Below are 24,452 nucleotides of genomic sequence, written 5' to 3'. Positions count from 1 at the left end.
GCGAAGCCCAGTATACGAGTTGCATTCAGGACCAACCCGGACACTCGTGAAAAAACTTCTTCATCACATGTAGACGGGTTGTATACAACTAGTCTACAGTGTTATTCAGTGACTCCGCTCACGCATTTGGAACCCCTCAATTTCCTGGGATAGGCCTCGCTTCACGGCCCGGCCCCTCCCAACCGCAAAAGGATCCCCACAATGACCGATTTGAAGAAAGCAGAACTGAGGCAGCAGAAGCACTCCAGCCTGCCGGTGGTCGCCGCTTCGAGCCTGGCCGGCACGGCCGTCGAATGGTACGACTTCTTTCTCTACGGCACCGCCGCCGCACTGGTTTTCAACAAGCTCTTTTTCCCTACCAGTGACCCGCTCGTGGGCACCATGCTGGCGCTCGGAACATTTGCCGCCGGCTTCCTTGCACGTCCGCTGGGCGCCATCGTCCTGGGGCACTTGGGCGATAAGCACGGCCGTCGCGCCACCCTGGTAGCCAGCCTCATGCTCATGGGCGTCGCCACCACGCTTATTGCGTTCATCCCTTCTTATGCGACCATCGGCATCGCAGCACCGTTGCTGCTTTTGTTGCTGCGTCTGATCCAGGGATTCGCACTGGGCGGCGAATGGGGCGGGGCCGTTCTCCTCGTCTCCGAACACAGCAATGACAGTGCACGGCGGGCATTCTGGGCATCCTGGCCCAATATGGGCCCGCCCTTGGGCAACCTCATGGCTGCCGGCGTTCTTGCAATCCTCGCTGCCACCATGCCCGAGAGTGAGTTCGTTGCCTGGGGCTGGCGCGTCGCCTTCGGGCTCTCCGCCCTGCTGGTGATCATTGGCCTCGTCCTGCGTCTCTATGTCCAGGAGACCCCGCTGTTCAAGGAAGCACAGCTGAAGCGCGAGGCCGAAGCAACCAAGGAACGGAAACTGCCCCTGGCCATTTTGTTCCGCCGCAACTGGCGCCAACTGCTCATCGCCACCGGAAGCCGCATGGGCGAGAACGCAGGCTTCTACATCTACTCGCTGTTCATCATCACTTACGTCACCCAAATCATGGGCTTGCAGCGGCAGACCGGCCTCACCGCCGTCATGATCGGTCAAGGTGTCGCCGTCGTCGCCATTCCCATCCTTGCCCTTTACGCGGACAAAATCGGCCGGAAGCCCATCATGATCGGTGCTTCGATTGCCACCGTGATCTGGGCGTTCGCGTTCTTCGCCCTGCTGAACACGGGCCAGGTGTGGGGCATTATTGCAGCCGCGGTCGGAGGCTTGTTGATCTTCGCCGCCTACAGCTCCGTGATAGGCGCGTTCTTCTCCGAACTCTTCCCCACGGATGTCCGGTACAGCGGCACCTCCGTGGCCTACAACCTCGCCTCACTGATCGCTGGCTCACTGTCCCCCATCATCGCCCTGGCACTCTACAGCGCCTTCGGCACCGGATACGCGATCGGCATCTACCTCGCCGCGATGGGCCTGATCTCCATGGTCTCGGTCATGTTCGCCAAGGAAACCAAGGGCCTGCGGCTCAGCGACCTGGACGAGGAGCAGAAATGAAAGTCGCACTCGTCCAGGTGGCCAGCCCGGATTCGGAAACCCGCGAGGAACGGATCGATCGCGTGGAAGCGATTCTTCGCGGCATCAACGGTGCCGAGTTGATCGTCTTGCCGGAGTTGTGGAGCGCCGGATACTTCCACTTCGACGAGTACCAGGCCCTTGCCGAAACCCTCAGCGGTCCCACGGTGTCCATGTGCTCACGCGTGGCGGCGGATCTGGGTGTGTACCTCCACGTCGGAAGCGTCATTGAAGCAGGCGCGGACGGCCAACTCAGCAACACGTCCATCCTGCTGGGACCGGACGGTCAAGTCCTCCATACGTACCGGAAGATCCACGTCTTTGGTTACAAGTCCAAGGAAGCCAGCCTCCTCACGGCGGGATCCTCACTGCCGGTGGTGGAGTTGCCGTTCGGAGCAACGGCCGGGATCACCTGCTATGACCTTCGGTTCCCAGGTCTGTGGATGGAGCTGAGCACCCGGGGCGCGGAAATCGTCATCGTCCCGGCAGCCTGGCCGGCAGCGCGTCGCGAACACTGGCGGCTGCTCACAACGGCCCGGGCACTGGAGCACCAGATCTTCGTGATTGCCTGCAACGCCGCCGGCAGCCAGGAAGGTGTGGAGCTCGGAGGACACAGCCGGGTGGTCGATCCCGCAGGGAATGTCCTCGCCGAGGCCGGGGCCGGGGAATCGGTGCTCATGGTGGACATCGATCCCGATCAGGTCAAAGCAGTACGCACCGAATTTCCCGTCATTGGCGATCGGCTCGCGGCGTACGACGCTCTTGCCGTTTGACCCACAAGACGATTCAGACATCATTCAAGGAGACGGTATGGAAACCACAAGGCAAGTCCCACTCACCTTCAGGGTGGTGGGCACGGACAAGACAATCACGGTCTCGGACTTCCACGCAGTAGTGGCCGGCTACACGGGCCGCGATCCGAAGGCCGTACAGCACCACATCGATGAGCTGGCAGCCATCGGCGTAGCTCCACCGCCGGAAGTGCCCATGTTCTACCGGATGGACTCGGACCTGTTCGATACATCAGGCGAACACGACACCAGCACTAACCTGACCTCCGGAGAGATAGAACCTCTCTACATCCGCCACGACGGCAAGTATTACCTCGGCATCGGGTCCGACCACACGGACAGGGACATCGAAGCCCAGGACATCGGCGATTCCAAAAGGGCATGCCCCAAGCCAGTCGCAACCGAGGTCATCGAAGTCGAGTCGCTCGAAGACCTGGACCTTGACCAGTGCACCGCACGCTCGTGGGTGGACGGAAACCTGTACCAGGAAGGGTCGCTGGCCGGCCTGCGCAAGCCTGCCGACGTCGTCGAAAAGCTCCTGGCACGCACCGACGTCGGCGACGCCGACTTCATGTGCCTGGGCGGCACCCTGCCGCTGCTGGACGGAAAATTTGTCGACGGAACTTCCTGGAAAGTAGAGCTCTCGTTCCCCGATGGGACGAGAATCGAACACAACTACAAAATCAAGAAAGGCTCACTTCGATGAGAACCGGAAAGCAATACCTGAAGTCCCTGAACGATGGCCGGTCGGTGATCCTCGATGGCGAGGTAGTGGGCAACGTCCTGGAACACCCGGCGTTCGCGAAGGTCGCCCAGACCATGGCTGAGCTGTTCGACATCGCAGCCGATCCCAGCAACGGCATGCAGTTCCACTCCGAAGAAATCGACGGACCCGCCAACCGCACGTTCGCCGCTCCCCGCACGCAGGAAGAACTCGTCCTCCGGCGCCAGGCCATTGAAAAGTGGGCCAAGCACACCCACGGCTGGGTTGGCCGCAGCCCCGACCACGTGGGTACGTTCTTCGCCGCTTTCGGCTCCCACGCCGATGTCTTCAAAAATGAAGAACGTGACTTCGCCGGCAACATGGGGCGGTACTACAAGAAGATCCTGTCCGAAAACCTGTACCTTTCCTACGCGATCATTCCGCCGCAGGTCTCCCGGGCAACCACAGCATCAGGTTGGGAAGGCGAGTACCTGCAGGTCGGCGTCGTGCGTGAAACCGAGGAGGGCATCATTGTCCGCGGATCGCAGATGCTCGCCACGGGCGCGGCGATTGCCGACGAAGTCTTCGTCACCTGCATCAAGCCACTCGGACCGGACGACGTCGATTTTGCCGTGAGCTTCGCCATCCCGGTGGCCACCGACGGATTGAAGCTGTACTGCCGCCGTCCGTTCGCGCCCGCCGCAACCAGCGACTTCGACTACCCGCTGACCAGCCACTACGACGAGCCGGATGCCCTGGTGGTGTTCGATGACGTGCTCATCCCCTGGGACCGCGTCTTCATCAACCGGAACATCGATACCCTCCGCCGCCAGTTCTTCGATACCGGTGCCCACGCGTTGGGAAACTGGCAGGCCCAGATCCGGTTCTCCACCAAGCTGAAGTTCATTGCTTCTGTCGCCCGCAAGGTCACCCAGGTGAACGGCACGGACAAGATCCCCGGCGTGCAGGAAAAGCTCGGCGAACTCGCCGCCATCGTCCAGTCCGTCGAATCGGCAGTTCTCGCCGCCGAATACACGGCAACCAAGGACGACGCCGGCATGATGGTTCCCGGAAAGAGCGCCCTTTACGGAGCCATGGGTCTTCAATCCGAGACGTACCCGCGCGTGATTTCGATCCTTCGCGACCTCGTTGGTGGTGGCGTGCTGCAACTGCCGTCCAGCATCGCCGACATGACCAGCAGTGTGACCCGCCCGGACATGGAACGCTACGTGCAGTCCCCCGGTGTTACCAGCGAAGAGCGCGTGAAGCTGTTCAAGTTGGCCTGGGACATCATCGGCTCCGAATTCGCCGGCCGCCACCAGCAGTACGAAATGTTCTACGCCGGCGCTCCATTCGTAGTCCGCGGCGCCTACACCTACAGGAACTACGGCTACGACGCCCTGGTGGCAGAGCTCGACAAGTACCTGGGTTCCTACAGCATCAACGGCACCACTGAATCGGAGGGGATCTGATCATGGGAAAGCCCGAATTCGAGTTCACCCCCACCTCCTCGGTGGACTTCGCACCCTGCAACCCCCACATCGAGGGCCTGTCCGAGGCCATCCTTGCCCGGGACTCAGACAATGACAGCGTCACTCGCGTCCTCAAGTTCGAGCCCGGAACGGACACCTCGCCCAACGGCGTCCTAACGCACGATTTCTGGGAAGAGGTCTTCATCTTCGAGGGCTCGTTCGTGGACCAGCGCCTCGGCAAGACCTTCAAGGCAGGCGACTGGGCCACCCGTCCGCCTGGCATGGAACACGGGCCGTGGGTTTCCGAAAACGGCGCCAAGATGTTCGAGGTCCGGTACTACACCGATCCGGTACAAGCCGAGCGGAGCAACTGACATGAGCCTCGCACCGCTCTTCACTGTTCCCGATGCCATGGGAATGCGCCGCGCCATGGGCCGCTTCCTCACCGGCGTTGCCGTGGTCACCACCAAGCACGAGGATGAGCTGTACGGGATGACCATCAGCTCGTTGACCTCCATCAGCTTGGAACCGCCCATCCTCATGATCTCGCTGAACTTCGGCACCCGGACCGGTGAGGCATTGATGGAGAGCGGCAAGTTCGCCGTCTCGATCCTTGGGGCCAAGCAGGAGTCGATGGCGCGACGCTTTGCGGTGCGAGGCGGCGACCGTTTCGGCGACGGCGAATTCGACATCACCGAGAACGGGCTTCCTGTCATCAAGGGAGCCCTCGCCCAGGCGGACTGCACGGTTGTGCAGCAGTACGACGTCGGAGATCACCAGGTCTTCTTCGGCCAGGTCACGACGTGCCGGGACCGGGACGGCGAGGTGCTCGCGTTCAAGGCGGGCCGCTTCGGCTCGTTCTCGGACTTCGGCCACGCGGAGATCCCCTGGATGTTCTGAGTTAGGTTTTTAGGAGCCGTCGCTTCCTGACCTTCTTTGAGGCACGAACGCCCCCGACACGCCGCTAATTGCGGCGCGTCGGGGGCGTTCCGCCTTCAAAGAAGGTCAGCACCGTACAGGCGCTGCTACTTCGAGGTGCCCTGCGACACTGAACCCTGCAGCTGACGCTGGAAGATGACGTACACAATCAGCACCGGAACCACCGTGACAGTGACTGCAGCGAAGAGTGCGCCGAAGTCCACTGCGTACCCCATCTGGCCAGCGAAGGCCGCGAGGCCCTGCGAGAGAACGCGCGGCCCGGCAGCGTTGATGGAAACAGGGATCAGGAACTGGTTCCACAGTCCAAGGAAGTTGAAGATGGCAACCGAGGCGAGGCCCGGCTTGGCCATCGGCAACATGACTTGGAAGAATGTCCGCCACTCCCCTGCGCCGTCGAGTGCTGCGGCTTCAGTGATTTCGTGCGGCAGCGACTTGAAGAAGGAGAACAGGAAGAACACTGTGAACGGCAGGGCGAACCCCACGTACACAATGATCAGGCCCGGCAGGGTGTTGAGCAGTCCAATGTTCTTCAGCACAAAGAACAGCGGGACCATGGCGAGGAAAATCGGGAAGGTAAGGCCAGCAAGCATGAGGTAGTAGATGGCCCGGCTGCCAGGGAACGTGTACCTCGCCAGGACGTAGGCACACATTGCGCCGAGCACCATGACGATCACCAATGCCGAACCCACAACAACTACCGAGTTCAGGAAGTAGCTCCCGATTCCAGCCTCACTCCAGGCCTTCACATAGTTGTCGAACCGCCATTGCGAGGGCAAGGCGAACGGAGAGGCAAAGATCTCGCTGGACGTCTTGAAGGATGACATGAACGTCCACAGAAGCGGCAGGATCACAATGAGGGACCAAATGGTCAGAGCGGTGTGTGAAACAGCGCCCACCAATTTGTCCCCGGGCGTCGTGGCAGGTTTGCGGGGCTGGAAGTGCAGCGACTTCATTTCCGGGGTTGAAACTTTTGTTGTCATTAGATGCTCACGTCCTTGTCGCCACCAGTGAGCCGATTAATCACGAACACCAGGCCGGAGAAGATCAGGGTGGCAACAGCCAGGACAACGCCCATGGCGCTGGCCAAGCCGAATTGGCCCTTGCTGAAGGCCGTGAAGAACAACTGCTGTGCCATCACGAGCGTCGAATTGTCCGGACCACCACCGGAGTTGAGGGCCGCCATGTAAACGAACGCATCGAGCGCCAGGATACCCATATAGATGTAGGCGGTCTGGATGTTATCCCGGATCAGCGGGATGGTGATGGACACGGCGGTACGAAGCCTGCCTGCGCCATCGATCCTGGCGGCCTCGAACAGTTCGGCAGGAATGCCCTTGATACCGGCCACGAACAGCACCATGTAGAAGCCAACGAAGCCCCACACAATCACGAACATCGTGGCGATCATGGCCGTATTCTTGTCGCCAAGCCACGCGAAGTCCTTGAACTGGTCAAGGCCCATGCTGGTCAGGATCCCGTTGAGCAGGCCCCCGGACGGATCATAGATCTGGCCCCACATGATGCCAATGGCGATTGCGGGAATCGTGTACGGGAAGAACGAGACCACGCGGTAGAAGCTGGAGTTCCGCAGGCCCTTGATCTGGCCTTTGCTGCTTCCGCCGACGGTCACCAGGGTGGCGAGGACCAGGCTCAGGATGATGGTGACGATGGGCAGCACGATGACCAGGAGGATGTTGTTCCCCATGGCCTTCATGAAGATGTCGTCAGTGAAGATCCTGGCGTAGTTCTCAAAACCGATGAAGTTCTGCGTGGGCGAAAAACCCGACCAGTCCGTCAAGGAATAACCGAAAGCCTGAATAAAAGGCCAGATCACGAACAAGAGATAGATCGCCAGCGGCAGGCCAAGGAACACCGCGAAGAAGCTGACTTTATCCCACGTCAACGGCTTGCGCCGGCGCCTCACCACAACCGGTGGGGCCATGGCCGGAACGACGGCGGCCAGGCCGTCGTCGTTCCGGCTCTGCTTGGTTTTCACTACGGTCACTTCACTTCAATCTTCTTGACCGAGCTGTCGTTGCGGACCTTGTCGGTGATGTTCTGGAGGGCCGAGGTAAGCGTCGCAACGTCCGACTTGCCATCGAGGAAGGTATTCCAGACGACGAGTTGGTCCTTATTGGTGCCGTAAAGGTCAATGAAGTTCCAGGTGTAGATGTTCTCACCGGCATCACCCAGCAGCTTGGTCTGCGAGACCAACGCGGTGGAGCCGAAGCCATCGGCCGGGACGGTGTCCTTGACGATGGTGGGAGCGAGTTTGGTCTTGGCGAAGTTGGTAGCAGCTTCCTTGGAGAGCATGACGCGGAGCAGTTCCTTGCCGCCGGCCACGTTCTTGCCTTGGGAGGGAACCACATATGGCTCGCCGGCTGCACTGTGCAGCGAGGCGTACGGCTTTTTGGGGCTCGCACTCACTGAAGGCACCGGCGCGCCCGTCATCTTGAAGTCCGCCTTGGTCTGGTCCTTCATCTCGTTTTCGATCCACGAACCGGACGGGTAGAAGACTGCCTCCTGGGCGTTGCTCCACTGGGCCTGGGCTGCCGTGAACTGCGTTCCGGAACCACCGGGCTTGAAGTAGCCCGCCTTGATGATCTTGTCCAAGGCGGTGAAGACGGACTGGATCGCCGGGTGCGACCAGCAGTCTGCCTTGAGGTTCTCCAAGGCCAGCCGGACGTCGTCGCCACCTTCCTTGATAGCGGAAGCGATAGCCATTTCCTGGTAATACGTGGCAGCTTCCTTGCCCCAGAGGAACAAGTACTTACCCTTGGCCTTGGCCTGCTCGCCCAGTGCGTACATTTCGTCCCAGGTCTTCGGAACGGTCCAGCCGTTTTCCTTGAGCAGGGAGTCTGAGTACCACATGGCGTAGACGGTGAGCACATAGTTCAGCGCGGCCAGCTTGCCCTCGAAGGTCCCGGGAGCGAGCACGCCCGTGTACAGGGTGTCCTTAATGACCTTGCCCTCGAGGTTCTTGGCCTCTACCACGCTGGTGAGGTCCTCGAGCTGGGCAAGGATGGTGCTGAAGCCAATAGCCTTGGCACCGGAGTTGTCGATCAAGTCCGGCGGGTTGCCACCGACGAAGCGCGGTTGCAGCTCCTGCGCGATATCCGTGGACGGGGCAATCTTGGCGGTGGAGCCCGAGTGGGCCTTTTCGAAAGCCTTGCCGGCGAAATCGACGTAGTCGATGCCGTAGCCGCCCTTGAAGATCACGGCGTCGACGGTGGACTTGTCCGCCATGCCAAAGGGGTTGGTGTCGGAGACGGTGCCCGTGGGGCCGGTAGTGGTACCGCCGCCACCTGCTGCACAGGACGCAATGGTTCCGCCCATAGGGACAAGCACCGCAGCTGCGAGTGCCCCGCGGAGGAATCCGCGGCGACCAAGGGACTGGTGCTGAACGTTCATTTCGTAACCCTCCAGTGACTCGTAATGTCGACTCTTGCGGCAGGCGGCCGGAAAGTCGGACAGTCTGGGTTGGCCACTCTGCAGCGCCAACCTTCGTGTGACATACTTCACCACGAATGATCGAAAATCAATATTTCTCGGTACTTTCGATCAACATTTGTCAAAGCGTGATCTTTCTACGGACCCTCCGCGAGGGCTTTTCCACACTCGGTAATCGCTTCCCGGGCGAGGAGCCTTTGCCGCTCAGTTCCCAGTCGTTCCGCCCATTGTTCGGCCAATTGGAACTCCACCAAGGCTTCCGTGAAGCGCCCGTTACCGTGCAGAAACCAGCCGAGGCTTGTGTGCAAAGCAATCATCCATCGCTTGGTTCGCTCATGATGGGCCGTGGATGCGTATTCCAGGGCGCTCCGCATCCAGGCTTCGGCGTGGGCTACGTCCGCAATCGAGAGCATGTGCAGTGCGTCCACGGCCAGGAATTCCTCACCAAGGTGGTCAGCCAGCTCCGCAGCCTGTTCAAGGAGCGGCACGGCCATCGCTGCGTGTCCGCCGGCATTCAAAACGCGTCCACGCTCCAGGAGGACGCGTACACCCACGGTGGGTTCATCGCCATCGATTCCGTCCAGCAGAGCGTCGGCTTCCTCGAAACGGCCCTGCAGGCTGATGGCCCGCCCAAGCTGTGTTGCCAACTCGGCCCGCTCATCGGCGTCGTAAATTTCCTCCAGCATGGCTGCCCGGAACCTGGCCTCAGATGCTGCCGGATCGCCAAAGTTCCATAAGTGGTCCAAAGTTCCCTGATCCAGCATCAACCCGCTCCTGACCAGCCTCCGCTGCGCCCGTTGGCTTGCACTATCAATGTAGCCCCATGTCAACGGCGTGGGGAGAGGGTTTGGGGCCGTGTCAGTCCGGGGTCAGGTTGCCGTTTCAGATGCCGGGGCGATTGGCGAGCCGTGCCCAGCCGAGCTGTTCCTGCTGCTTGCGGCTGAGCGTAGCCACCACCAGATCATAGGAGTCCTCCACCATGTCCCGGATCATGTCATCGGGGAGGGACCCATCCAGCCGGACGCCATTCCAATGCGTCTTGTTCATATGCCAGGCACCTGTGATCTCGGGATGGGCTGCGCGGAGTTGCTCGGCCAACGCAGGCTCGCATTTGAGGCTCACGGACCAGTTGCCGGGATCCATCGCGGAGAGCGCGAACATCTTGGCCTCGTGCCGGGCTCCACCCGCGACGGCGGCCCGCACCTTGAACACGGACGTTTCAGGTCCGAACGGGAAGTCTTCAAAAGCCCCGGGAAAGCCCAGGCAGATCTGGCGGAGCTGGGAAACATCCATGGAGGTGAGATTACCCGGGCAGGCCTACGCCACGCCCAGGAAGTCCTCCAGCAGCACGACTTCCAGTCCCGCGGCCAGCTGTGCAGCACGGAATGCAGCGAGGTCCGCGGCAAACTCGGCACGGAAATGCATCAGCACGATGTCACCGGGACGCAGTGAGTTACCCACCTGGTAGTCCATCTTTCCGGCGTTGGCTTTAGCTTCCCACGTGATGATCGCCTTCATTCCAGCAGCCGCAACCGCCTGCCGCATGACGTTGGAGTAAGCTCCGCCCGGGGGCCGGAACAGCGTAGGACGGCGGCCGTAGTGCTGAAAGGCGTACTCCTGCATGCCCACAATGTCGTTCAGCTGCTGCTGGTACCCCCACTGCCGCACCATGTTGATGTTGTGCGTGACGGTGTGGTTCTCCACCAGGCTGCCTTGGACCCGGAAGGCGTCGAAGAAAGCGGGGTTGTCCGCAATGGTGTCCCTGGTCAGGAACAGGGAAGCCGGGTAGTCGTAGTCGGTCATGAGCTTGACCGATTCCGGCGTCTTGATGTTGCCGTCATCGATGGTCAGGAACACTACCGGATGCTTGGTTTCGATCTTGGTGATCACAGGTGCCAGGCCACCGACGATCGGTGGCAGCTGGTAGTCCGGAATGAAGGTGCGGCGGATCCGTTTGGTCGGCCTTGGGGTTGGGGGTGCACTGTTCGTTGGGGTTGCACTATTCGACGGCGGCACCTCACCCCCGGCCGACAGCCCGCCATTCGGGCCCGGCACCTCGGGCGATGCAGACGCGGAACCGTGCGGCAGCTCCGGCGTCGAGCTTTCCGGTGCAGCGCAGGCACTCAGTCCGGCAACGAGCGAAGCGCCAAAAACCCCCAGCACGGCGCGTCGGGCTGGTTGGAAAGCTGGCGTGGAGATGGGCACCGCTGAATGGTCGCCACACATGGCCGTCCCCTAAGGCTAAAAAGAATGAGTCAGCTGCAGATTAGCAAAGGAATCACCCTGGGGATTACAAGCCGTAATGCCAGCCTTCACGTGCCGGGCAGGAATTGACCACGACGTCCAGACCTGCATCCCTGGCGCGCTGTACGGCGTCGTCGTCAAAGACCCCCAGCTGCAGCCACACAGCCTTCGCGCCGATGGCGATCGCCTGATCGATAACAGCACCCACCCGCTGCGAGTTGACGAAGCAGTCCACGACGTCGATAGGGTGCTTCTCAGCAGGGATATCCGCGAGGGACTTGTAGCCCTTTTCGCCATGGACATCCTCGCCCTTGAGGTTCACGGGGATGATCTCCATGCCCATGCGGTCCCGAACGTACAGTGAGACGTCATATGCGGAGCGCCACTCATTGTTGCTAAGCCCTACGATGGCCCAGCATCCTTTTGTTCGCATCAATCGTTCCACCACGGCCGGATCGTTGACATGCATCATGACGCAAGCTTAGTGTCCCGTGCCCCTCAACCAATGCTTCAGTTTGTCCACGAAGGACTGGAATTGTTCATCAGTCGGCTTCTCGTTCAACGATGGGAGTGCCTGGCTTGGTTTTTTACCGTGGGCGGGTGCGGGTTTGGCCGTTGTAGTCGCCGGGACGCTCGGATTGGCAACGTCAGGGAGCGTTGGCACGTTCTGGCTGCTTTTTGCCTGCTGGAGCGCTCCCGCACCGAGCTTCGCCTCTGCCGGCGTCGCCTCGTCGTTTCGGGGTGGCTGGGCGTTTCGAGGTGGCTGGGCCGCAGTTGCGCCGGGAGCCGCCGGGACGTTTTCGACGTCGGCCGCCTGCGCTTCAGTCGCTGCCTGCTGCCCCCGGGTCTGGACCGGCAGGGAAGTCCCCGCAGACTCATCGGCTTGCCGGGCTGGCGCGGCAGCACGTGATTCGCTTGCTAGCGGGACGGCTGCGGGATCCACGGCAGGTGCTGGTTCCGTGCTGACTTTCGGGGCATCCGGCGTGGGCAGCACCGGCACTGCGGCGGACCACGGCGGAACGAAATTGCCCAGCAGTTCATTGACGAACGCAGGCGTACGGGTGAAGCCGGAACTGGCCGCGGCCACACCACTCACGCCAAGCCCCATAGCCGCGACCACAGCCACGCTGACCACAGCCGTGCGGTGCTTGCGGCGCCAACGGCGCTTGCTGACTTCATCATGCGGTCCAGCGAGCATCGCGGCCAGTGCCGCATTGGGGGCCGGTGCCGGAAGGTTCGCGAAGGAACGGATGGAGAGCAGTGCCTGCCGAACGTCGGGCGCGCCAGTGAGCTCGGCGTCGAGCAAAAGCTCGTCGACGACAACTTCGCGTTCCATATCCCTGTATGTCATGAGGACACGTATTCCTTTACTGCCGAATGCTCACGGAGCGCCATCAAAGCCCTGCGCTGCAGTTGCTTTACAGCGCCGGCGGATTTCCCCATGATGTCGGCCACCTGTTCCACCGTGAGTCCTGCCACGATCCGGAGGGCCAGGACCTCCCGCTGATCGTCCCTGAGGGTATCCAGGAGTTTCATGACCTCTTGGGGAGCCAGCAGGCCCATTGCCTCAGACTCCGCGGAGCTTGACTCGCGGGTATCGCGCTCGGGCTCGAACTCGTGGTGTTCCGGGGCCCTGCTTTGCTTCCGATGCTCATCCACCATGCGGGCGTGTGCCACCGAAAAAACAAAAGTCCGTAGTCCGCCTGCTCCTCCCCTGATGTCGTCCAAACGGGGCAGGACAGCCAGGAACACATCCTGTGTGATGGCCTCGGGATCTGACACCCCTTTAGCGGTCAGGTAGCCGAGGACCGGTCCGGCGTACGCCTGGTAGACGGCGCTGAACAGTTCCGCGTTATTGCCCTTGAGTGCATGAAGCGCTTCGTCGGTCAATGCGTCGGTCACAGTGAAGAGACTTTCGATCGGCGGCAGGTCCGGGGCTTGGAGCCAGGTCATCCGCCTTTGCTCGACGGGCAACCCACCAAGGGTATCTGCTCAACCGGGCCGCCCCAAGGACGGCCCACAATGTCCCTCAAAATCTCATCAGGACAGAGAAGGGCCGAGCTGGAACATGATGGGGGACAAATTCCAGCTCGACCCTTTCAAAGACGTAATCGTCGGGGGACGCCCAAGGGTTACGCAGGGTACGAACTTTTTTAGGACTTTTTTGTGGCGCATCCATGCGGGCAGTGGGCTATGGACTCTGCCCGCATAATCACTACGCTGAAAAAGACCAATACCGAGTTCCAAAGGAGAGATGATGACGCTTCCTCCAACTCACGAACCTGAGCCGTTTCCGCCGGACCCGGGACCGGTCCCGCCACCACCGGATCCCACTACCCCGTTCCCGCCCAGCCCCATTCCGAGTCCGAATCCGACGCCCGGACCGCTTCCGGTTCCGGATCCTGGTCCCGTGCCACCACATCCTGATCCAACGCATCAACCAGATCAGCCCAACCAACCGCCAAGTTAGGCGCGTTCAGGACTTAGACACCTACGACGACGGCGGTCACCTACCAAGGTGACCGCCGTCGTCGCCGGTTCAGCTCCGCTAGCCGACCGCCCTCTTGATGAGCTCGACGATCCTGGCTTCAACGTCCGGGGTGAGCTCCGTCAGTGCGTACGACGTTGGCCACATGCTGCCGTCGTCCAACATTGCACTCTCTTCAAAGCCGAGGGTGGCATACCTGCTCTTGAACTTGTCGGCGCTCTTGAAGAAGACGATGTTCTTCCCGTCTTTGGCATACGCCGGCATTCCGTACCAAGTCTTCGGGGAAAGCTCCGGCGCATGCTCCCTCACGAGCGCATGAAGTCGCTGCGCGATGGCCTTATCCGCTGGCGGCATCTCGGCGATCTTTTCCAGGACGTCGCTCTCGCCGTCGGCCTTTGAAGCCTTCCTGTTCGAGGTCTTCTTGAGTTCTTGCGCACGCTCCTTCATCGCGGCGCGTTCGTCCGCGGTGAATCCGTCGTAGGACTTGGCGGTTCCGGTCTCAGCCATGACAGGCCCCTCTCGCTGCTGGAAATCTTTTCGGATATTTCAACCATAGGTCGCTGCCCACAAGCGGGCTTCTCCGAAACTGCTCAATGAGCTTCAGGACCTCCTCCGGCCAGGAGCCTTTTGGGGCGGCTTTCCAAGCGGTAGCAGCTAGGAGAAACGTCCCGGCCGGAAGGTTGCCAGCATGGGGTGCTTGTTGCCGGTTAGGATCTCTCCGGACAACAGTTCACCTGCAATGAGTCCCAACGTGGCGCCCGAGTGCGTGAACGCTACGAAACAGCCAGGTACTTGGCCCAGTTCACCGAAGACGGGCTCACCGTCGCCGGGTATGGGCTTGTAGCCAATCTTCCAGGAGGCAGGCTTGAGTTCCGGGTTGCCGGCAATCAGCTTGGAGGATTCGTCGGCCAGTTCCTGTACAACCTCGTCGGGAATGCTGAAAGAACCATCGGCGTGTTCGGTGATCCGGTCTTCGTACCAGTCGTGGTCCAGGGCGAACGTGTTGCCCGGGTTGGGACGGACGGCGGCACGTGGCGTATTCATCACTGCTTTCACCTGGTGCTCCACAGGCTTGGTGACCACCAGCATGGAGACCGGGGAACCATTGGGGATTTCCACACCGAGTGGCTTCACGACGGCGGGCGTTGCTGCGCCGCATGCCACGAGGACGGCATCGGCTGGATAGGTCTGGCCGGAAGCAGTCTCGACGCCGGTGGCCTTGCCGCCGTCGAGCGTCACCTGGACTTTTCCGGCGTTGAGGATGAGCTGGCCGCCGAGGGCGTGGAATTCCTCCATCAGGAAGTTGACCAGGTCCGGCAGGCTGACCCAGCCTTCGCCCGGGTTGAAAATGGCGTTCTCGGGAACAGCACTGGCGTCGATTCCGGGCGTTACTGATGCGATTTCTTCAGGGGCCAGAAGCTTGGAGTCGTAGCCAATCGACTGCTCGTAAGCATGGCGGGCCTCGGTTACTTCGCGCTTGCCTGCGGCGTTCCACATGAGGCCTCCGCCGAACTGAAGCCACTCGCGGCTGGGATCTGCGGCGAACAGCGTCCGGTACCGGTCGACGCCGGCAACCCGCAGCTGGTGGTAGGGGGTGGACCTCTCGCCTGCGGAGTTGAGCCAGGAAAGTGATCGGCCCGTGGCCTCGCTGGCCAGGCCTTGTTCAGTCAGCAGCGTGACTGAAGCTCCCCCGCGGAGCAAGTGAACGGCGGTGGAAACGCCCAGGATGCCGCCCCCGATGACGGCGACGTGCTTGATGGAGGACATAGCTCTCCCTTTCTTTGATGTGCTTGTGGGTGCTTGGGACGCACTTGCTTACGCGAAGGCGTGGATGCTTTCGATGATTTTGAGGGTTTCCAGCGCCTCGGCCGGCGCTACGGGAAGCGGGCCTTGCCCACGAAGGCAGGCTGCGAGCCCGGTGTAGAACTGTGGGTACGCGCCCTTTTCTGCGGGAACGGGTTTAGCTGAACCGTCCACTCCCAGAAGCCCCCAAGACTCCTGGGGTTCGGTGCCATAAGAGGCGTCCGACGGAGTGACCCCAGCTGCGAGCGCGGGTTCCTGACTGTCCAGTCCCCACTTGGTGTACGCGGCTTTTGATCCGAGGACATGGAACCTTGGGCCAACCTGGGCCGCCATGCCGTTCATCCATAGCCGGGACCGCACGCCGGATTCATGGAGCAGGGACACGAAGGCCTCGGTGTCCGCCGCGGCTGGATACGGACCGTGGCTTGCGGTCTCGCCGTAGCTCTCCTCCACAGGCCCGAACAGCTGGATGGCTTGGTCGATCAAGTGGGCGCCGAGGTCATGAAGGATGCCACCGCCCTCGGCCAGGGTTGATGTATCGCGCCAGTTTCCGAAGCCTTCCGGGCGCCACCATTCAAAACGGGACTCAAATGTCCGCACCTCTCCCAGTGCGCCGTCGCGCAAAAGTTTCCGCAACGTCAGGAAGTCGGCGTCCCACCGGCGGTTCTGGAAGACCGTTAGCTGCACACCGGCGTCGGACGCGCGCCCGGCCAGTTCCTCGCCGTGGGCCACCGTGGTGACGAAGGGCTTGTCCACCACGACGTTCAGGCCGCACGCGATGGCCGTGGCCCCAAGTTCGAGGTGAGTAAGTGGCGGCGTTCCCAGAACGACGAGATCGAGGTCGCCTGCCTGTGCGAACATCTCCTCCGGAGTGGGCACTATCCGCGCCTGAGGGTAGAGGCGCGCGGCTTCGGTGGCACGCTCCGGGTCCGCCGTCACGATGACGTCCAGCGAATAGTTCTTATCCGCTGCGATCAGCGGGGCGTGGAAGACTTTTCCGGAGACGCCAAACCCGACGACGGCGGTCCGGATGGGTGCCGCTGTTACCTGGCCGATCACAGGATTCGCGCCCATTACAGGACTTCCGAAAGGAAGCGCTGCAGGCGTTCGCTACGCGGGTTGTCAAAGAGCTCGGCCGGGGTGCCGACCTCCACCACTTCGCCTTCATCCATGAAGACCACTTGATCAGCAACCTTGCGGGCAAAGCCCATCTCGTGCGTGACCACCAGCATGGTCATCCCGCGACGGCCGAGGCCCGCCATGAGGTTCAGGACACCCTTGACGAGTTCCGGATCCAAGGCACTGGTGGCTTCGTCGAAGAGCATGACTTCGGGTTCCATGGCGAGGGCCCGGGCGATGGCGACGCGTTGCTGCTGACCGCCGGAGAGGTCACGTGGCCGGTGGTCGGCGCGTTCGGCGAGGCCCACTTCGGCGAGCCGGCGTTGGGCGCGTTCCCGCGCCTCCTTCTTGGACATTCCCTTGACGCTCCACAGGGCGAGGGCCACATTTTCCAGGGCTGTGTGGTCAGGGAAGAGGTTGAAGTGCTGGAACACCATGCCGATGCGGGCGCGGAGGATGTCCGGCTTGACCTTGAGGGCGCTTTCGCCGGCCAGAAGCACATCCCCGCTCTTGGGTTCGTGCAAGCGGTTGACGCCGCGAAGGAGTGTGGACTTGCCGGAACCGGACGGACCGATGATGCATGTGGTGGTGCCCGGAGCTACGGTGAGGCTGACGTTGCGAAGTACCTCGACGTCGCCGTATGCCATGGTCAGGTTCCGCAGTTCCAGGCTGGAGCCGTGGAACTTTTCGATGTCTGGGGCGGTTTTGTTTGCGCTGGCACTAGCGGTGCTGCTGCTGTTGCTTGTGAGGTTCACGTGTTGCTCCCGGTGATGAGCGGCGATGCCGCGTCGAGTTCCTTGACTTCCTTCAGCCCGCTGGTTGGGGCTGTGGGACGGCGGCGACCGGTGCGGAACTTGTTGTCGAAGTAATTAACCAGGTGGGTCAGTGGCACTGTGATCACCAAGTAGAAGATCCCTGCCATGACCAGCGGCGAGAGATTGCCTGAGAGTACTGCGGCATCCTGGCCCACACGGAACAGTTCACGTTCGCTGACCAGCAGGCCAAGGAAGTAGACCAATGAGGAGTCTTTGACGATCGCAATGAACTGGTTCACCAGGGCAGGCAGCACACGGCGTACCCCTTGTGGCACCACTACCAGGGCCATTGACTTGGAGTAGCTCATGCCCAATGCGCGGCATGCCTCGCCTTGGCCTTTGTCCACGCTCTGGATGCCGGCACGGAAGATTTCTCCGATATAGGCGCTGGCGATCAGGCTCAGTGCGATGATTCCCAGCGGGTACGGCGAGGGTCCAAACACGGACTGGCTGAACCGGGCAAAGCCTTGGCCTATCAGGAGGATGGTGAGGATTGCGGGCAGGCCACGGAAGAGGTCCGTGTAGATCCGAGCCGGAATACGCAGCCATTTGGACCGTGAGATCCCCATGACAGCCACCACCATGCCCATCACTACGCCGAGGATGGTTGCTGCGATGGAGATGATCAGGGTGTTGAGGAGTCCAACTCCCAGGAGTTGGGGCAGTACTTCGATCATCGAATCGACATCGAAGAATGTGCGGCTGATGGTATTGAGCCAATCCATTGAATGCTCTCAGACGTTTGTTGGTTTTCGGATTGCCGGGCGGGCTGGGTGCGGCCCGCCCGGCTGTTGTTTGGGTACGGCGCTGTTCTTTGGGTACGGCGCTGTTGTTGGGTGCGGCGCCGCGTTACTTGGCAGCCGTCGGGGACGGGCTGGAGGTCTGCTCAGCCTTGGGCAGGTACTGCTCCGGCATCGGCGAGCCGGGGAACCACTTCTGGTAGAGCTTCTTCCACGTGCCATCCTCCATTGCCGCGGCCAGGCCCTTGTTCAAGGCTTCCTTGAAGGCGGGCTTGTTCTTCGCGATGGCAAAGCCAGCCGGGGCGTCGAAGGACGGGATGTCGGCTGCACTGACCAGTCCGAACTGTTCCTGGTAGGCCTTGGCTGCCTCGTAGTCCAGGAAGTGGGCGTCCACCGAACCGCTGTTGACCGCAGAGATTGCGGTGTTGTTGTCCGGGAAGCGGACCAGCTGGGCCGACGTGAAGTTCTTGACGGCGTAGGCTTCCTGCAGGGTTCCCTGGACGACGCCCAGGCGCTTGCCGGAGAGACCGTTCACGTCCTTGATTCCGGATGTCTTGGTGGTGATGACCGTCAGGTAGCCAGCCAGGTAACCGTCGGAGAAGTCAACAGTTTCCTTGCGCTTGTCCGTGATGCCAATGGCCGCGACGCCGACGTCGAATTGGCCATTGGATACGGCTGCGAGCAGTCCGGAGAAGTCCTGGCCGGTGAAGACAACCTTGTCTACGCCCGCACGGTGGGCTACATCTTTGAAGAGTTCCACATCAAAGCCCGTGAAATTACCCGAGCCATCCGTGAAGGTGTAGGGCTTGGAGTCGCCCAGGCTGGCGACGCGGATGGTGCCGGGTTCGATCAGGCCATAGGGGTTCTCGGCCGAGCTTGAGGTTCCGGCGGACGATCCACCACAGCCGGAAAGGGCGAGGATGGCCGCCAAGGCTGCTGCTGCGAGGGCTGCCGGGCGGAAGTTCAGTTTGATCACAGCGTTGTCCAATCGTGGGGAGGGCCAGCGGTGCTGTCTTGGGCCGCTTTTTGGGGTCTTACTCGATGTCAGGTCTTGCTGAGTCCGGTCTCAGTCCCTAAGATTGAGACCGGACTCACATCGATTGATTGAAATGTAGCGGAAGTCACAAGCCGCGTCAACACCACTTCTGAAAGGTGAACATGAGCACTGATGGATCCCGACGGCGGGACGTAACGGTTGCCGACGTCGCCAAAGCCGCCCAGGTCTCCAAAGCCCAGGCCGCGCGCGCACTGGGCAACTACGGCGCCGTCAGCGAGGACGTTCGGGAACGGGTTCTCGCCGCAGCCGAAGAGCTTGGCTATCGCCCCAATGAGCTTGCGCGTAGCATGAACACGGGCAAATCCAACACCATTGGCGTGGTGGTGGGCGATATCGAAAACCCGCACTTCGGCCTGGCCACCAGAGGCATCACCGATACGGCGAAGAAGAGCGGTTACAACGTCATCCTGATCAACACCGACGAAGAACGGGCCGCCGAGGTGGACGCCGTCCAGGTGCTTCTGGATAAGCGGGTTGATGGGCTCATCGTTGCTCCCGCTTCATCAGTGGAAACCTCGCACTTGAAACAGGTCCGCGACTCCGGGCGGCCGCTGGTCCTGTTGGACCGCGCCGCCGATGGCCTCGACGTCGAGACGTTTGCCGTGGACATGGGCACCATCTCCTACGAGTCCACCAAGTACCTCATCGAGGCAGGCCATCGACGCATCGCGTTCGTCTCGACGGTTCGGACAGACGGCCCCTACCAGGCGGGAATGCCCCTGGATTCCTCGCAAATATCGGACCGCCTTGAGGGGATCCGCCGCGCCTTCGCAGAAGAGGGCCTCAGCCAGCCGACAGACCTGGTGCGGCTGAATGCCGGCGACGCGGATTCGATCATGCGAATTACCCGTGAGCTGCTGCAAGGACCTGATGCTGCCACTGCCATTATTGCCTCGGACGGCCTGATCGCCTTGAGCGTTGTGGAGGCCATCCAGGAATCGGGCCTCTCCATCCCATCGGATGTGTCCCTGCTCATGTACGACGATTTCGCGTGGACCCGTCTGACCACTCCCCCGCTCACCGTCATCGCGCAGCCCGTCTACGACATGGGAATGGCTGCCGCCACCGCGTTGATCCGGCAGATTGAGGGCAGGAAATCTTCCTCGCCAGCCGGGCCGCCGTTGGAGGCGCGGCTCGTGCGACGCGGCTCAGTCGGTTCGCCGAGGGACGCCGGGGTGCTCAGCCAGGCGGGCGGCTAGCGAGTACAAATCCACTTGCGCGGCTGCGGGAAACCCAACTTGCCGGACTTCGCCGGACTTCGGGGCGGGGCAAGCACGCCCAACACTTCCCCTAGCGCAACTTGGCATACCTAAATCTCACTTTTCGGCATGCCTAACTTTCGGTTATCCTCGTATCAAGACACCCCGAGGACGAGGAACAGTGATGGCCGTACCCACGCTCCAACTACGACCCGCACCAGGCAGGGTCTGGTCTCGGCTACTGCTGCTCGGACCGGCTTTCGTGGCTGCCATCGCGTACGTGGACCCGGGGAACGTTGCCGCGAACCTGACCGCAGGCGCCAACTACGGATACCTGCTGGTGTGGGTCCTCGTTGTGGCCAACGCGATGGCAGTCCTTGTCCAGTACCAGTCAGCCAAGCTGGGCCTCGCCACGGGCTTGAGCCTTCCAGAGATCCTGGGCAAACGGTTGGGGACGAAACGTCGCCGCCTGTACTGGGCGCAGGCCGAGATCGTCGCCGGGGCCACGGACATGGCCGAGGTAATCGGCGGCGCCGTTGCCTTGAACCTGCTTTTTGGACTCCCCCTGCTGGCCGGTGGTGTGATTATTGGCCTCGCGTCCATGGTGCTTCTGGCCCTGCAGTCCCACCGTGGTCAGCGGTCCTTCGAGTACGCGATTTTGGTGTTGCTGGGGATCATCGCAGTCGGCTTCATGTCGGGATTGTTCGTCAACCCACCCGACGGCGGGGCCGCTGTGGGCGGGCTACTGCCCCGCTTTGAGGGCACCGACACTGTCCTGCTGGCGGCGAGCATGCTCGGCGCCACAGTGATGCCCCACGCGATCTACCTGCACTCCGCCCTGGCCAGGGACCGGCATGGATTCTCGGAGGACCCATCCGTGCGAACCCGCCTCATCCGGGCCACGCGCGTGGACGTCATCGGTGCCTTGCTGCTGGCCGGCGTGGTGAACATTTCCATGCTGCTGCTGGCCGCCTCCAGCCTTCGCGGCATCGAGGGGACCGACACGATCGCCGGCGCCCATGCCGCAGTCACATCCGCCCTCGGTCCCGCCGTCGGCGTCATCTTCGCGATCGGGCTGCTGGCCTCGGGACTGGCGTCAACGTCGGTAGGTTGCTACGCCGGCGCCACCATCATGGGTGGTCTGCTGAAGGTCCGTATCCCCCTACTCACCCGCCGGGTGATCACGCTGATCCCAGCCTTGATCATTCTGGGTGCCGGCATCGAACCAACGCTGGCGTTGGTGCTGAGCCAGGTGCTGCTCAGCTTCGGTATCCCGTTCGCACTAATCCCGCTGATCCGGCTGACGGGCAAGCGCGATGTCATGGGCATCCACACCGATTCCAAGCCCCTTAAAATCGCCGGATGGACGAGTGCCACGTTGATCGTTGGCCTGAACATCGTGCTGATAACACTGACTTTCAGCGGTCAGTCCTGACACTAATGGCCGGACCAACCGGCCCCCGACGCCATCCTTCGCCCCGCACTTCAGTCGCCTTGCTCCGGCTCGTCGGCGGAGCGCACGGTGCTCTGGATGATGCCCAGTTCCTCAAGCTGTGCTGACATCCCGGCACCGTCCGGAGCATAGATCCAAGGGATTCCCGGCGTTGGCTGTCCCCCGGTCTTCGACCTACCGCCGGCGAGCACCGCTTCACCCACTGAGAGCTGCCGGATGGCGATCGCCCTGACGTTCTGCGGGTGGCGATGTGCGAACTCGGAGTAGATGGCTTCGTCGTGCTGTCCGTCGTCGCCTACAAGCAGCCATTTGATGCCGGGGAATTCTTCAGCCAAGCGCTCCAGGGAAGTGCGCTTGTGCTCCTGGCCGCTGCGGAACCAGCGGTCCGGTGTCGGTCCCCAGTCAGTCAAGAGCTTCGGCCCTGCGGGGTACAGATTACGGGACAGGAACCGTGACAACGTGGGCGCTACGTTCCAGGCCCCGGTGGACAGGTACACCACGGGCGCCGTTGGTGCCGTCCGGGCAATCCGCTCGTACAGGACGGCCATGCCTGGCGTCGGTGTGCGTGCGTGCTCATTGAGCACGAAGGTGTTCCAGGCCGCCAGGAAGGGGCGGGGCAAGGCGGTCACCATCACGGTGTCATCGATATCGGAGACCACCCCGAAGTCCGCGTCATCAGCCACGATTTCCACCGGAGCCTCAAGGACCCTGGAACTCCCGGATTGCAGGGTGATCGTGTGCCAGCCAGGGTTCAGAGCTGCCTCAATGCGCACATCGACGACGCCTCCACGATCGGCTTCGACGTCATGGACGGTGCCTGCAATGGTTACCTGCACGGTTGCATGCGCTACGGGCGCGCTGATGAAGTTCCGCCAGCCGCGCATGCTCTCCTGCAAGGGATTGGCATGACCTGCGGCGTCCCGCGGGTCGCTGCGGACAACGCGCGCCAGCACCCGGACCCAGGAAGTAGTGCCGTAGCCGGTGTACGGGATGACCGTTTCAACCCGACCCCGGCGGATGGCGAGGCGAGTCTGGAACCTCAGCCACGCGTCGTCGAGCCTGACGGCGAGATGACGGCCCTTGTCGCTTTCGGACGTCGGGTCGCTTCCCTGCGTCGGGCCGCTTCCGGGCGTCGGGCCGCTTCCGGGCGTCGGGTCGCTTTCGGGCGTCGGGTCGCTTCCCGGCGTCGGGGGCTGGTCGTCGCTCTTGGACACAATGCGCGGCTTCTCAGGACGGGGAAACATGCGTCCAGTCTGGCACGGCCTGGCGTAAGGCTACGATGCGGGCGTGAGCCAGGTGAGGACGGAGCCGTCACCTTCAATGTGTTGGGCAAGCTCGGCGTTGAACTTTTGGCCGTATTCCGCGCTGATGTGTTCCTGGAAGGCTTCCTCGTCGCGGTAGACCTCGAACACGAAATATTCCCGTGGATTGGTTTCGCGGGTGTAGGGCAGGAAGGTGACGTTGCCGGGTTCGTTGCGGACGTGTCCGGTGAGTTCTGCCATCATTTCAGCGACTCTGGTTTCGCTGCCTTCCTTGACGGTGAATTCTGCGTACAAGGTTTTGGTCATGTCCGGTCCTTTGGTCGGTTGAGTGGGATTGCTTTTGGTTAGTTCGGGGGCAGTATCTCGCCGGAGCCCCTGGGGATGAGTTCTGTTGGGACGATATAGGTTTGCGGTGCGCGGTTGTCGCCGTCGATCCTTGCAAGGATCCTCTCGGCAGCGAGCTTTCCGATGCGTTCAGGGTGCTGGGCAATCACGGTGACTCCGGGCTCCATCATGTCGGCCAGGGTGAAGTCGTCAAATCCGACCAAGGCAACTTTATGGTGCAACCCGAGGGATTTCAGCGCCCGCATGGCACCGAATGTCACCAGGTTCTGACTGGAGAAGATCGCCGTCGGTGGGTTCTCCGAAGTGAGCAGTTCGCGTGCAGCCCGGAGGGCCGTTTCCTCGTCGTGGAGATTCTCGCGGACCGCAACCGTGGAGGTCGCGATGCCGGACCTGCCGATCTCGTCCAGGAAACCTGTGCGCCGTTTCACGGCAGTCTGGATATCGGTCCGGTCCCCAAGGTAGGCCAGTTTGGTGTGGCCATGCGTGATGAGATGCGCGGCTGCCGTCGCGGCGCCCACCTCGTTGTCCGTGACTACCGCATCTGCCTCGATCCCCACGGGCTCGCGGTCGATGAACACCAAGGGCATGTCCCGTGAGTGTTCCGGGATCATGTACGCCTGGCTCTTGGCGATGGTGGTCAGCACAAGTCCATCAACGCGGCGCCCCAGGAAAGCCGAAATCAGCTTCCTTTCGCGGTCCGGATCGTCATCCAGGCTTGAAGCGAACACGGCGATTCCCCGCACAGCCAAAGCGTCTTCCATCGCGCGGTGGATCTCGCCGCTGAAGGGGTTGGACACACTCGGAAGCAACAATCCTATGGATTGGGTCTTGCGGCCGGAGCGTTTCAGGCTGCCGGCTGTGATGTCCAGGTGGTACTGCAGCTGCTCCGTTGCCCGGAGGACCTTTTGCCGCGTTTCCTCCGAAACGCCGGGTTCGTCGTTCACCACTCTTGAGACCGTCTTGATGCCCACCCCGGCAAGGTCTGCGACGTTTTTCATGGTGGGGGGCT

General features: G+C 61.8%; 26 protein-coding genes. 8 read left to right on the top strand and 18 right to left on the bottom strand.

The window, feature by feature from the left end:
- Window positions 1-201: 201 nt before the first annotated feature.
- From LDN75_RS02920 to LDN75_RS02895, 6 genes are read left to right on the top strand one after another with little or no spacing between them, the layout of a single operon-like run.
- Complete coding sequence (locus tag LDN75_RS02920; protein ID WP_223935698.1) at window positions 202-1,545, top strand: MFS transporter; 1,344 nt, start codon at window positions 202-204, stop codon at window positions 1,543-1,545.
- Window positions 1,542-2,336, top strand: a complete 795-nt coding sequence (locus LDN75_RS02915; protein WP_223935697.1) for a carbon-nitrogen family hydrolase — start codon at window positions 1,542-1,544, stop codon at window positions 2,334-2,336. The genes LDN75_RS02920 and LDN75_RS02915 overlap by 4 nt, the downstream gene beginning before the upstream one ends.
- A 37-nt stretch (window positions 2,337-2,373) precedes the next feature.
- Window positions 2,374-3,060, top strand: coding sequence for a DUF2848 family protein (locus tag LDN75_RS02910; protein ID WP_223935696.1), 687 nt, complete (start codon window positions 2,374-2,376; stop codon window positions 3,058-3,060).
- Complete coding sequence (locus LDN75_RS02905) at window positions 3,057-4,529, top strand: 4-hydroxyphenylacetate 3-hydroxylase N-terminal domain-containing protein (protein WP_223935695.1); 1,473 nt, start codon at window positions 3,057-3,059, stop codon at window positions 4,527-4,529. The genes LDN75_RS02910 and LDN75_RS02905 overlap by 4 nt, the downstream gene beginning before the upstream one ends.
- A gap of 2 nt (window positions 4,530-4,531) precedes the next feature.
- Window positions 4,532-4,903, top strand: coding sequence for a cupin domain-containing protein (locus LDN75_RS02900; protein ID WP_223935694.1), 372 nt, complete (start codon window positions 4,532-4,534; stop codon window positions 4,901-4,903).
- Window position 4,904: 1 nt separating this feature from the next.
- Complete coding sequence (locus LDN75_RS02895; RefSeq protein ID WP_223935693.1) at window positions 4,905-5,429, top strand: flavin reductase family protein; 525 nt, start codon at window positions 4,905-4,907, stop codon at window positions 5,427-5,429.
- Between the two features lie 125 nt (window positions 5,430-5,554).
- Here LDN75_RS02895 and LDN75_RS02890 read toward each other — a convergent pair whose 3' ends face one another.
- From LDN75_RS02890 to LDN75_RS02820, 15 genes are all read right to left on the bottom strand, one after another.
- Window positions 5,555-6,448: a carbohydrate ABC transporter permease gene (locus LDN75_RS02890; protein ID WP_216922004.1), complete on the bottom strand. Its 894-nt coding sequence runs from the start codon at window positions 6,446-6,448 to the stop codon at window positions 5,555-5,557.
- Window positions 6,448-7,473 carry a sugar ABC transporter permease gene (locus LDN75_RS02885; RefSeq protein ID WP_223935692.1) on the bottom strand — a complete coding sequence of 342 codons (1,026 nt, stop codon included), beginning with the start codon at window positions 7,471-7,473 and terminating at the stop codon, window positions 6,448-6,450. Before LDN75_RS02885 ends, LDN75_RS02890 begins: the two co-directional genes overlap by 1 nt.
- The gene (ngcE, locus tag LDN75_RS02880; protein ID WP_223935691.1) at window positions 7,470-8,879 is read right to left on the bottom strand and encodes an N-acetylglucosamine/diacetylchitobiose ABC transporter substrate-binding protein; all 1,410 of its coding nucleotides are present in this window, start codon (window positions 8,877-8,879) and stop codon (window positions 7,470-7,472) included. Before ngcE ends, LDN75_RS02885 begins: the two co-directional genes overlap by 4 nt.
- Before the next feature lie 176 nt (window positions 8,880-9,055).
- Entirely contained in the window at window positions 9,056-9,682 is a 627-nt protein-coding gene (locus tag LDN75_RS02875; protein WP_223935690.1) for a hypothetical protein, read from the bottom strand.
- Window positions 9,683-9,800: 118 nt separating this feature from the next.
- Window positions 9,801-10,211 carry an MmcQ/YjbR family DNA-binding protein gene (locus LDN75_RS02870; RefSeq protein ID WP_223935689.1) on the bottom strand — a complete coding sequence of 137 codons (411 nt, stop codon included), beginning with the start codon at window positions 10,209-10,211 and terminating at the stop codon, window positions 9,801-9,803.
- 24 nt (window positions 10,212-10,235) lie between these two features.
- The gene (locus LDN75_RS02865; RefSeq protein WP_223935688.1) at window positions 10,236-11,144 is read right to left on the bottom strand and encodes a polysaccharide deacetylase family protein; all 909 of its coding nucleotides are present in this window, start codon (window positions 11,142-11,144) and stop codon (window positions 10,236-10,238) included.
- A 64-nt stretch (window positions 11,145-11,208) separates the two neighbouring features.
- Window positions 11,209-11,634, bottom strand: a complete 426-nt coding sequence (locus LDN75_RS02860) for a CoA-binding protein (RefSeq protein ID WP_216922015.1) — start codon at window positions 11,632-11,634, stop codon at window positions 11,209-11,211.
- 9 nt (window positions 11,635-11,643) lie between these two features.
- Entirely contained in the window at window positions 11,644-12,513 is an 870-nt protein-coding gene (locus LDN75_RS02855) for a hypothetical protein (protein ID WP_223935687.1), read from the bottom strand.
- Complete coding sequence (locus LDN75_RS02850; RefSeq protein ID WP_223937461.1) at window positions 12,510-13,064, bottom strand: sigma-70 family RNA polymerase sigma factor; 555 nt, start codon at window positions 13,062-13,064, stop codon at window positions 12,510-12,512. Before LDN75_RS02850 ends, LDN75_RS02855 begins: the two co-directional genes overlap by 4 nt.
- A 646-nt stretch (window positions 13,065-13,710) precedes the next feature.
- Window positions 13,711-14,157, bottom strand: a complete 447-nt coding sequence (locus tag LDN75_RS02845) for a DUF1801 domain-containing protein (RefSeq protein ID WP_223935686.1) — start codon at window positions 14,155-14,157, stop codon at window positions 13,711-13,713.
- A 147-nt stretch (window positions 14,158-14,304) separates the two neighbouring features.
- Complete coding sequence (locus LDN75_RS02840) at window positions 14,305-15,417, bottom strand: FAD-binding oxidoreductase (protein WP_223935685.1); 1,113 nt, start codon at window positions 15,415-15,417, stop codon at window positions 14,305-14,307.
- Between the two features lie 48 nt (window positions 15,418-15,465).
- Window positions 15,466-16,527, bottom strand: a complete 1,062-nt coding sequence (locus LDN75_RS02835) for a Gfo/Idh/MocA family oxidoreductase (RefSeq protein WP_223935684.1) — start codon at window positions 16,525-16,527, stop codon at window positions 15,466-15,468.
- Complete coding sequence (locus LDN75_RS02830; protein ID WP_275959799.1) at window positions 16,527-17,327, bottom strand: amino acid ABC transporter ATP-binding protein; 801 nt, start codon at window positions 17,325-17,327, stop codon at window positions 16,527-16,529. Before LDN75_RS02830 ends, LDN75_RS02835 begins: the two co-directional genes overlap by 1 nt.
- Window positions 17,324-18,112, bottom strand: a complete 789-nt coding sequence (locus tag LDN75_RS02825; protein WP_223935683.1) for an amino acid ABC transporter permease — start codon at window positions 18,110-18,112, stop codon at window positions 17,324-17,326. Before LDN75_RS02825 ends, LDN75_RS02830 begins: the two co-directional genes overlap by 4 nt.
- Window positions 18,113-18,236: 124 nt before the next feature.
- On the bottom strand, window positions 18,237-19,103 hold the full coding sequence (locus LDN75_RS02820; protein WP_223935682.1) for an ABC transporter substrate-binding protein: 867 nt from the start codon (window positions 19,101-19,103) through the stop codon (window positions 18,237-18,239).
- A gap of 182 nt (window positions 19,104-19,285) precedes the next feature.
- Between LDN75_RS02820 and LDN75_RS02815 the strand changes: the two genes are divergently transcribed.
- On the top strand, window positions 19,286-20,383 hold the full coding sequence (locus LDN75_RS02815) for a LacI family DNA-binding transcriptional regulator (RefSeq protein ID WP_223935681.1): 1,098 nt from the start codon (window positions 19,286-19,288) through the stop codon (window positions 20,381-20,383).
- A gap of 184 nt (window positions 20,384-20,567) precedes the next feature.
- Entirely contained in the window at window positions 20,568-21,818 is a 1,251-nt protein-coding gene (locus LDN75_RS02810) for an Nramp family divalent metal transporter (RefSeq protein ID WP_223935680.1), read from the top strand.
- A gap of 50 nt (window positions 21,819-21,868) precedes the next feature.
- Here LDN75_RS02810 and LDN75_RS02805 read toward each other — a convergent pair whose 3' ends face one another.
- From LDN75_RS02805 to LDN75_RS02795, 3 genes are read right to left on the bottom strand one after another with little or no spacing between them, the layout of a single operon-like run.
- Window positions 21,869-23,080, bottom strand: coding sequence for a phosphatase domain-containing protein (locus LDN75_RS02805; RefSeq protein WP_223935679.1), 1,212 nt, complete (start codon window positions 23,078-23,080; stop codon window positions 21,869-21,871).
- Between the two features lie 30 nt (window positions 23,081-23,110).
- Entirely contained in the window at window positions 23,111-23,404 is a 294-nt protein-coding gene (locus LDN75_RS02800) for a putative quinol monooxygenase (RefSeq protein ID WP_223935678.1), read from the bottom strand.
- A gap of 38 nt (window positions 23,405-23,442) precedes the next feature.
- Window positions 23,443-24,441: a LacI family DNA-binding transcriptional regulator gene (locus LDN75_RS02795; RefSeq protein ID WP_223935677.1), complete on the bottom strand. Its 999-nt coding sequence runs from the start codon at window positions 24,439-24,441 to the stop codon at window positions 23,443-23,445.
- Window positions 24,442-24,452: the final 11 nt, after the last annotated feature.

The organism is Arthrobacter sp. StoSoilB5, assembly GCF_019977235.1.
GTDB lineage: Bacteria > Actinomycetota > Actinomycetes > Actinomycetales > Micrococcaceae > Arthrobacter.
The sequence above is the reverse complement of the archived record's forward strand: the minus strand, read 5'-3'. Positions and strand labels throughout refer to the sequence as shown.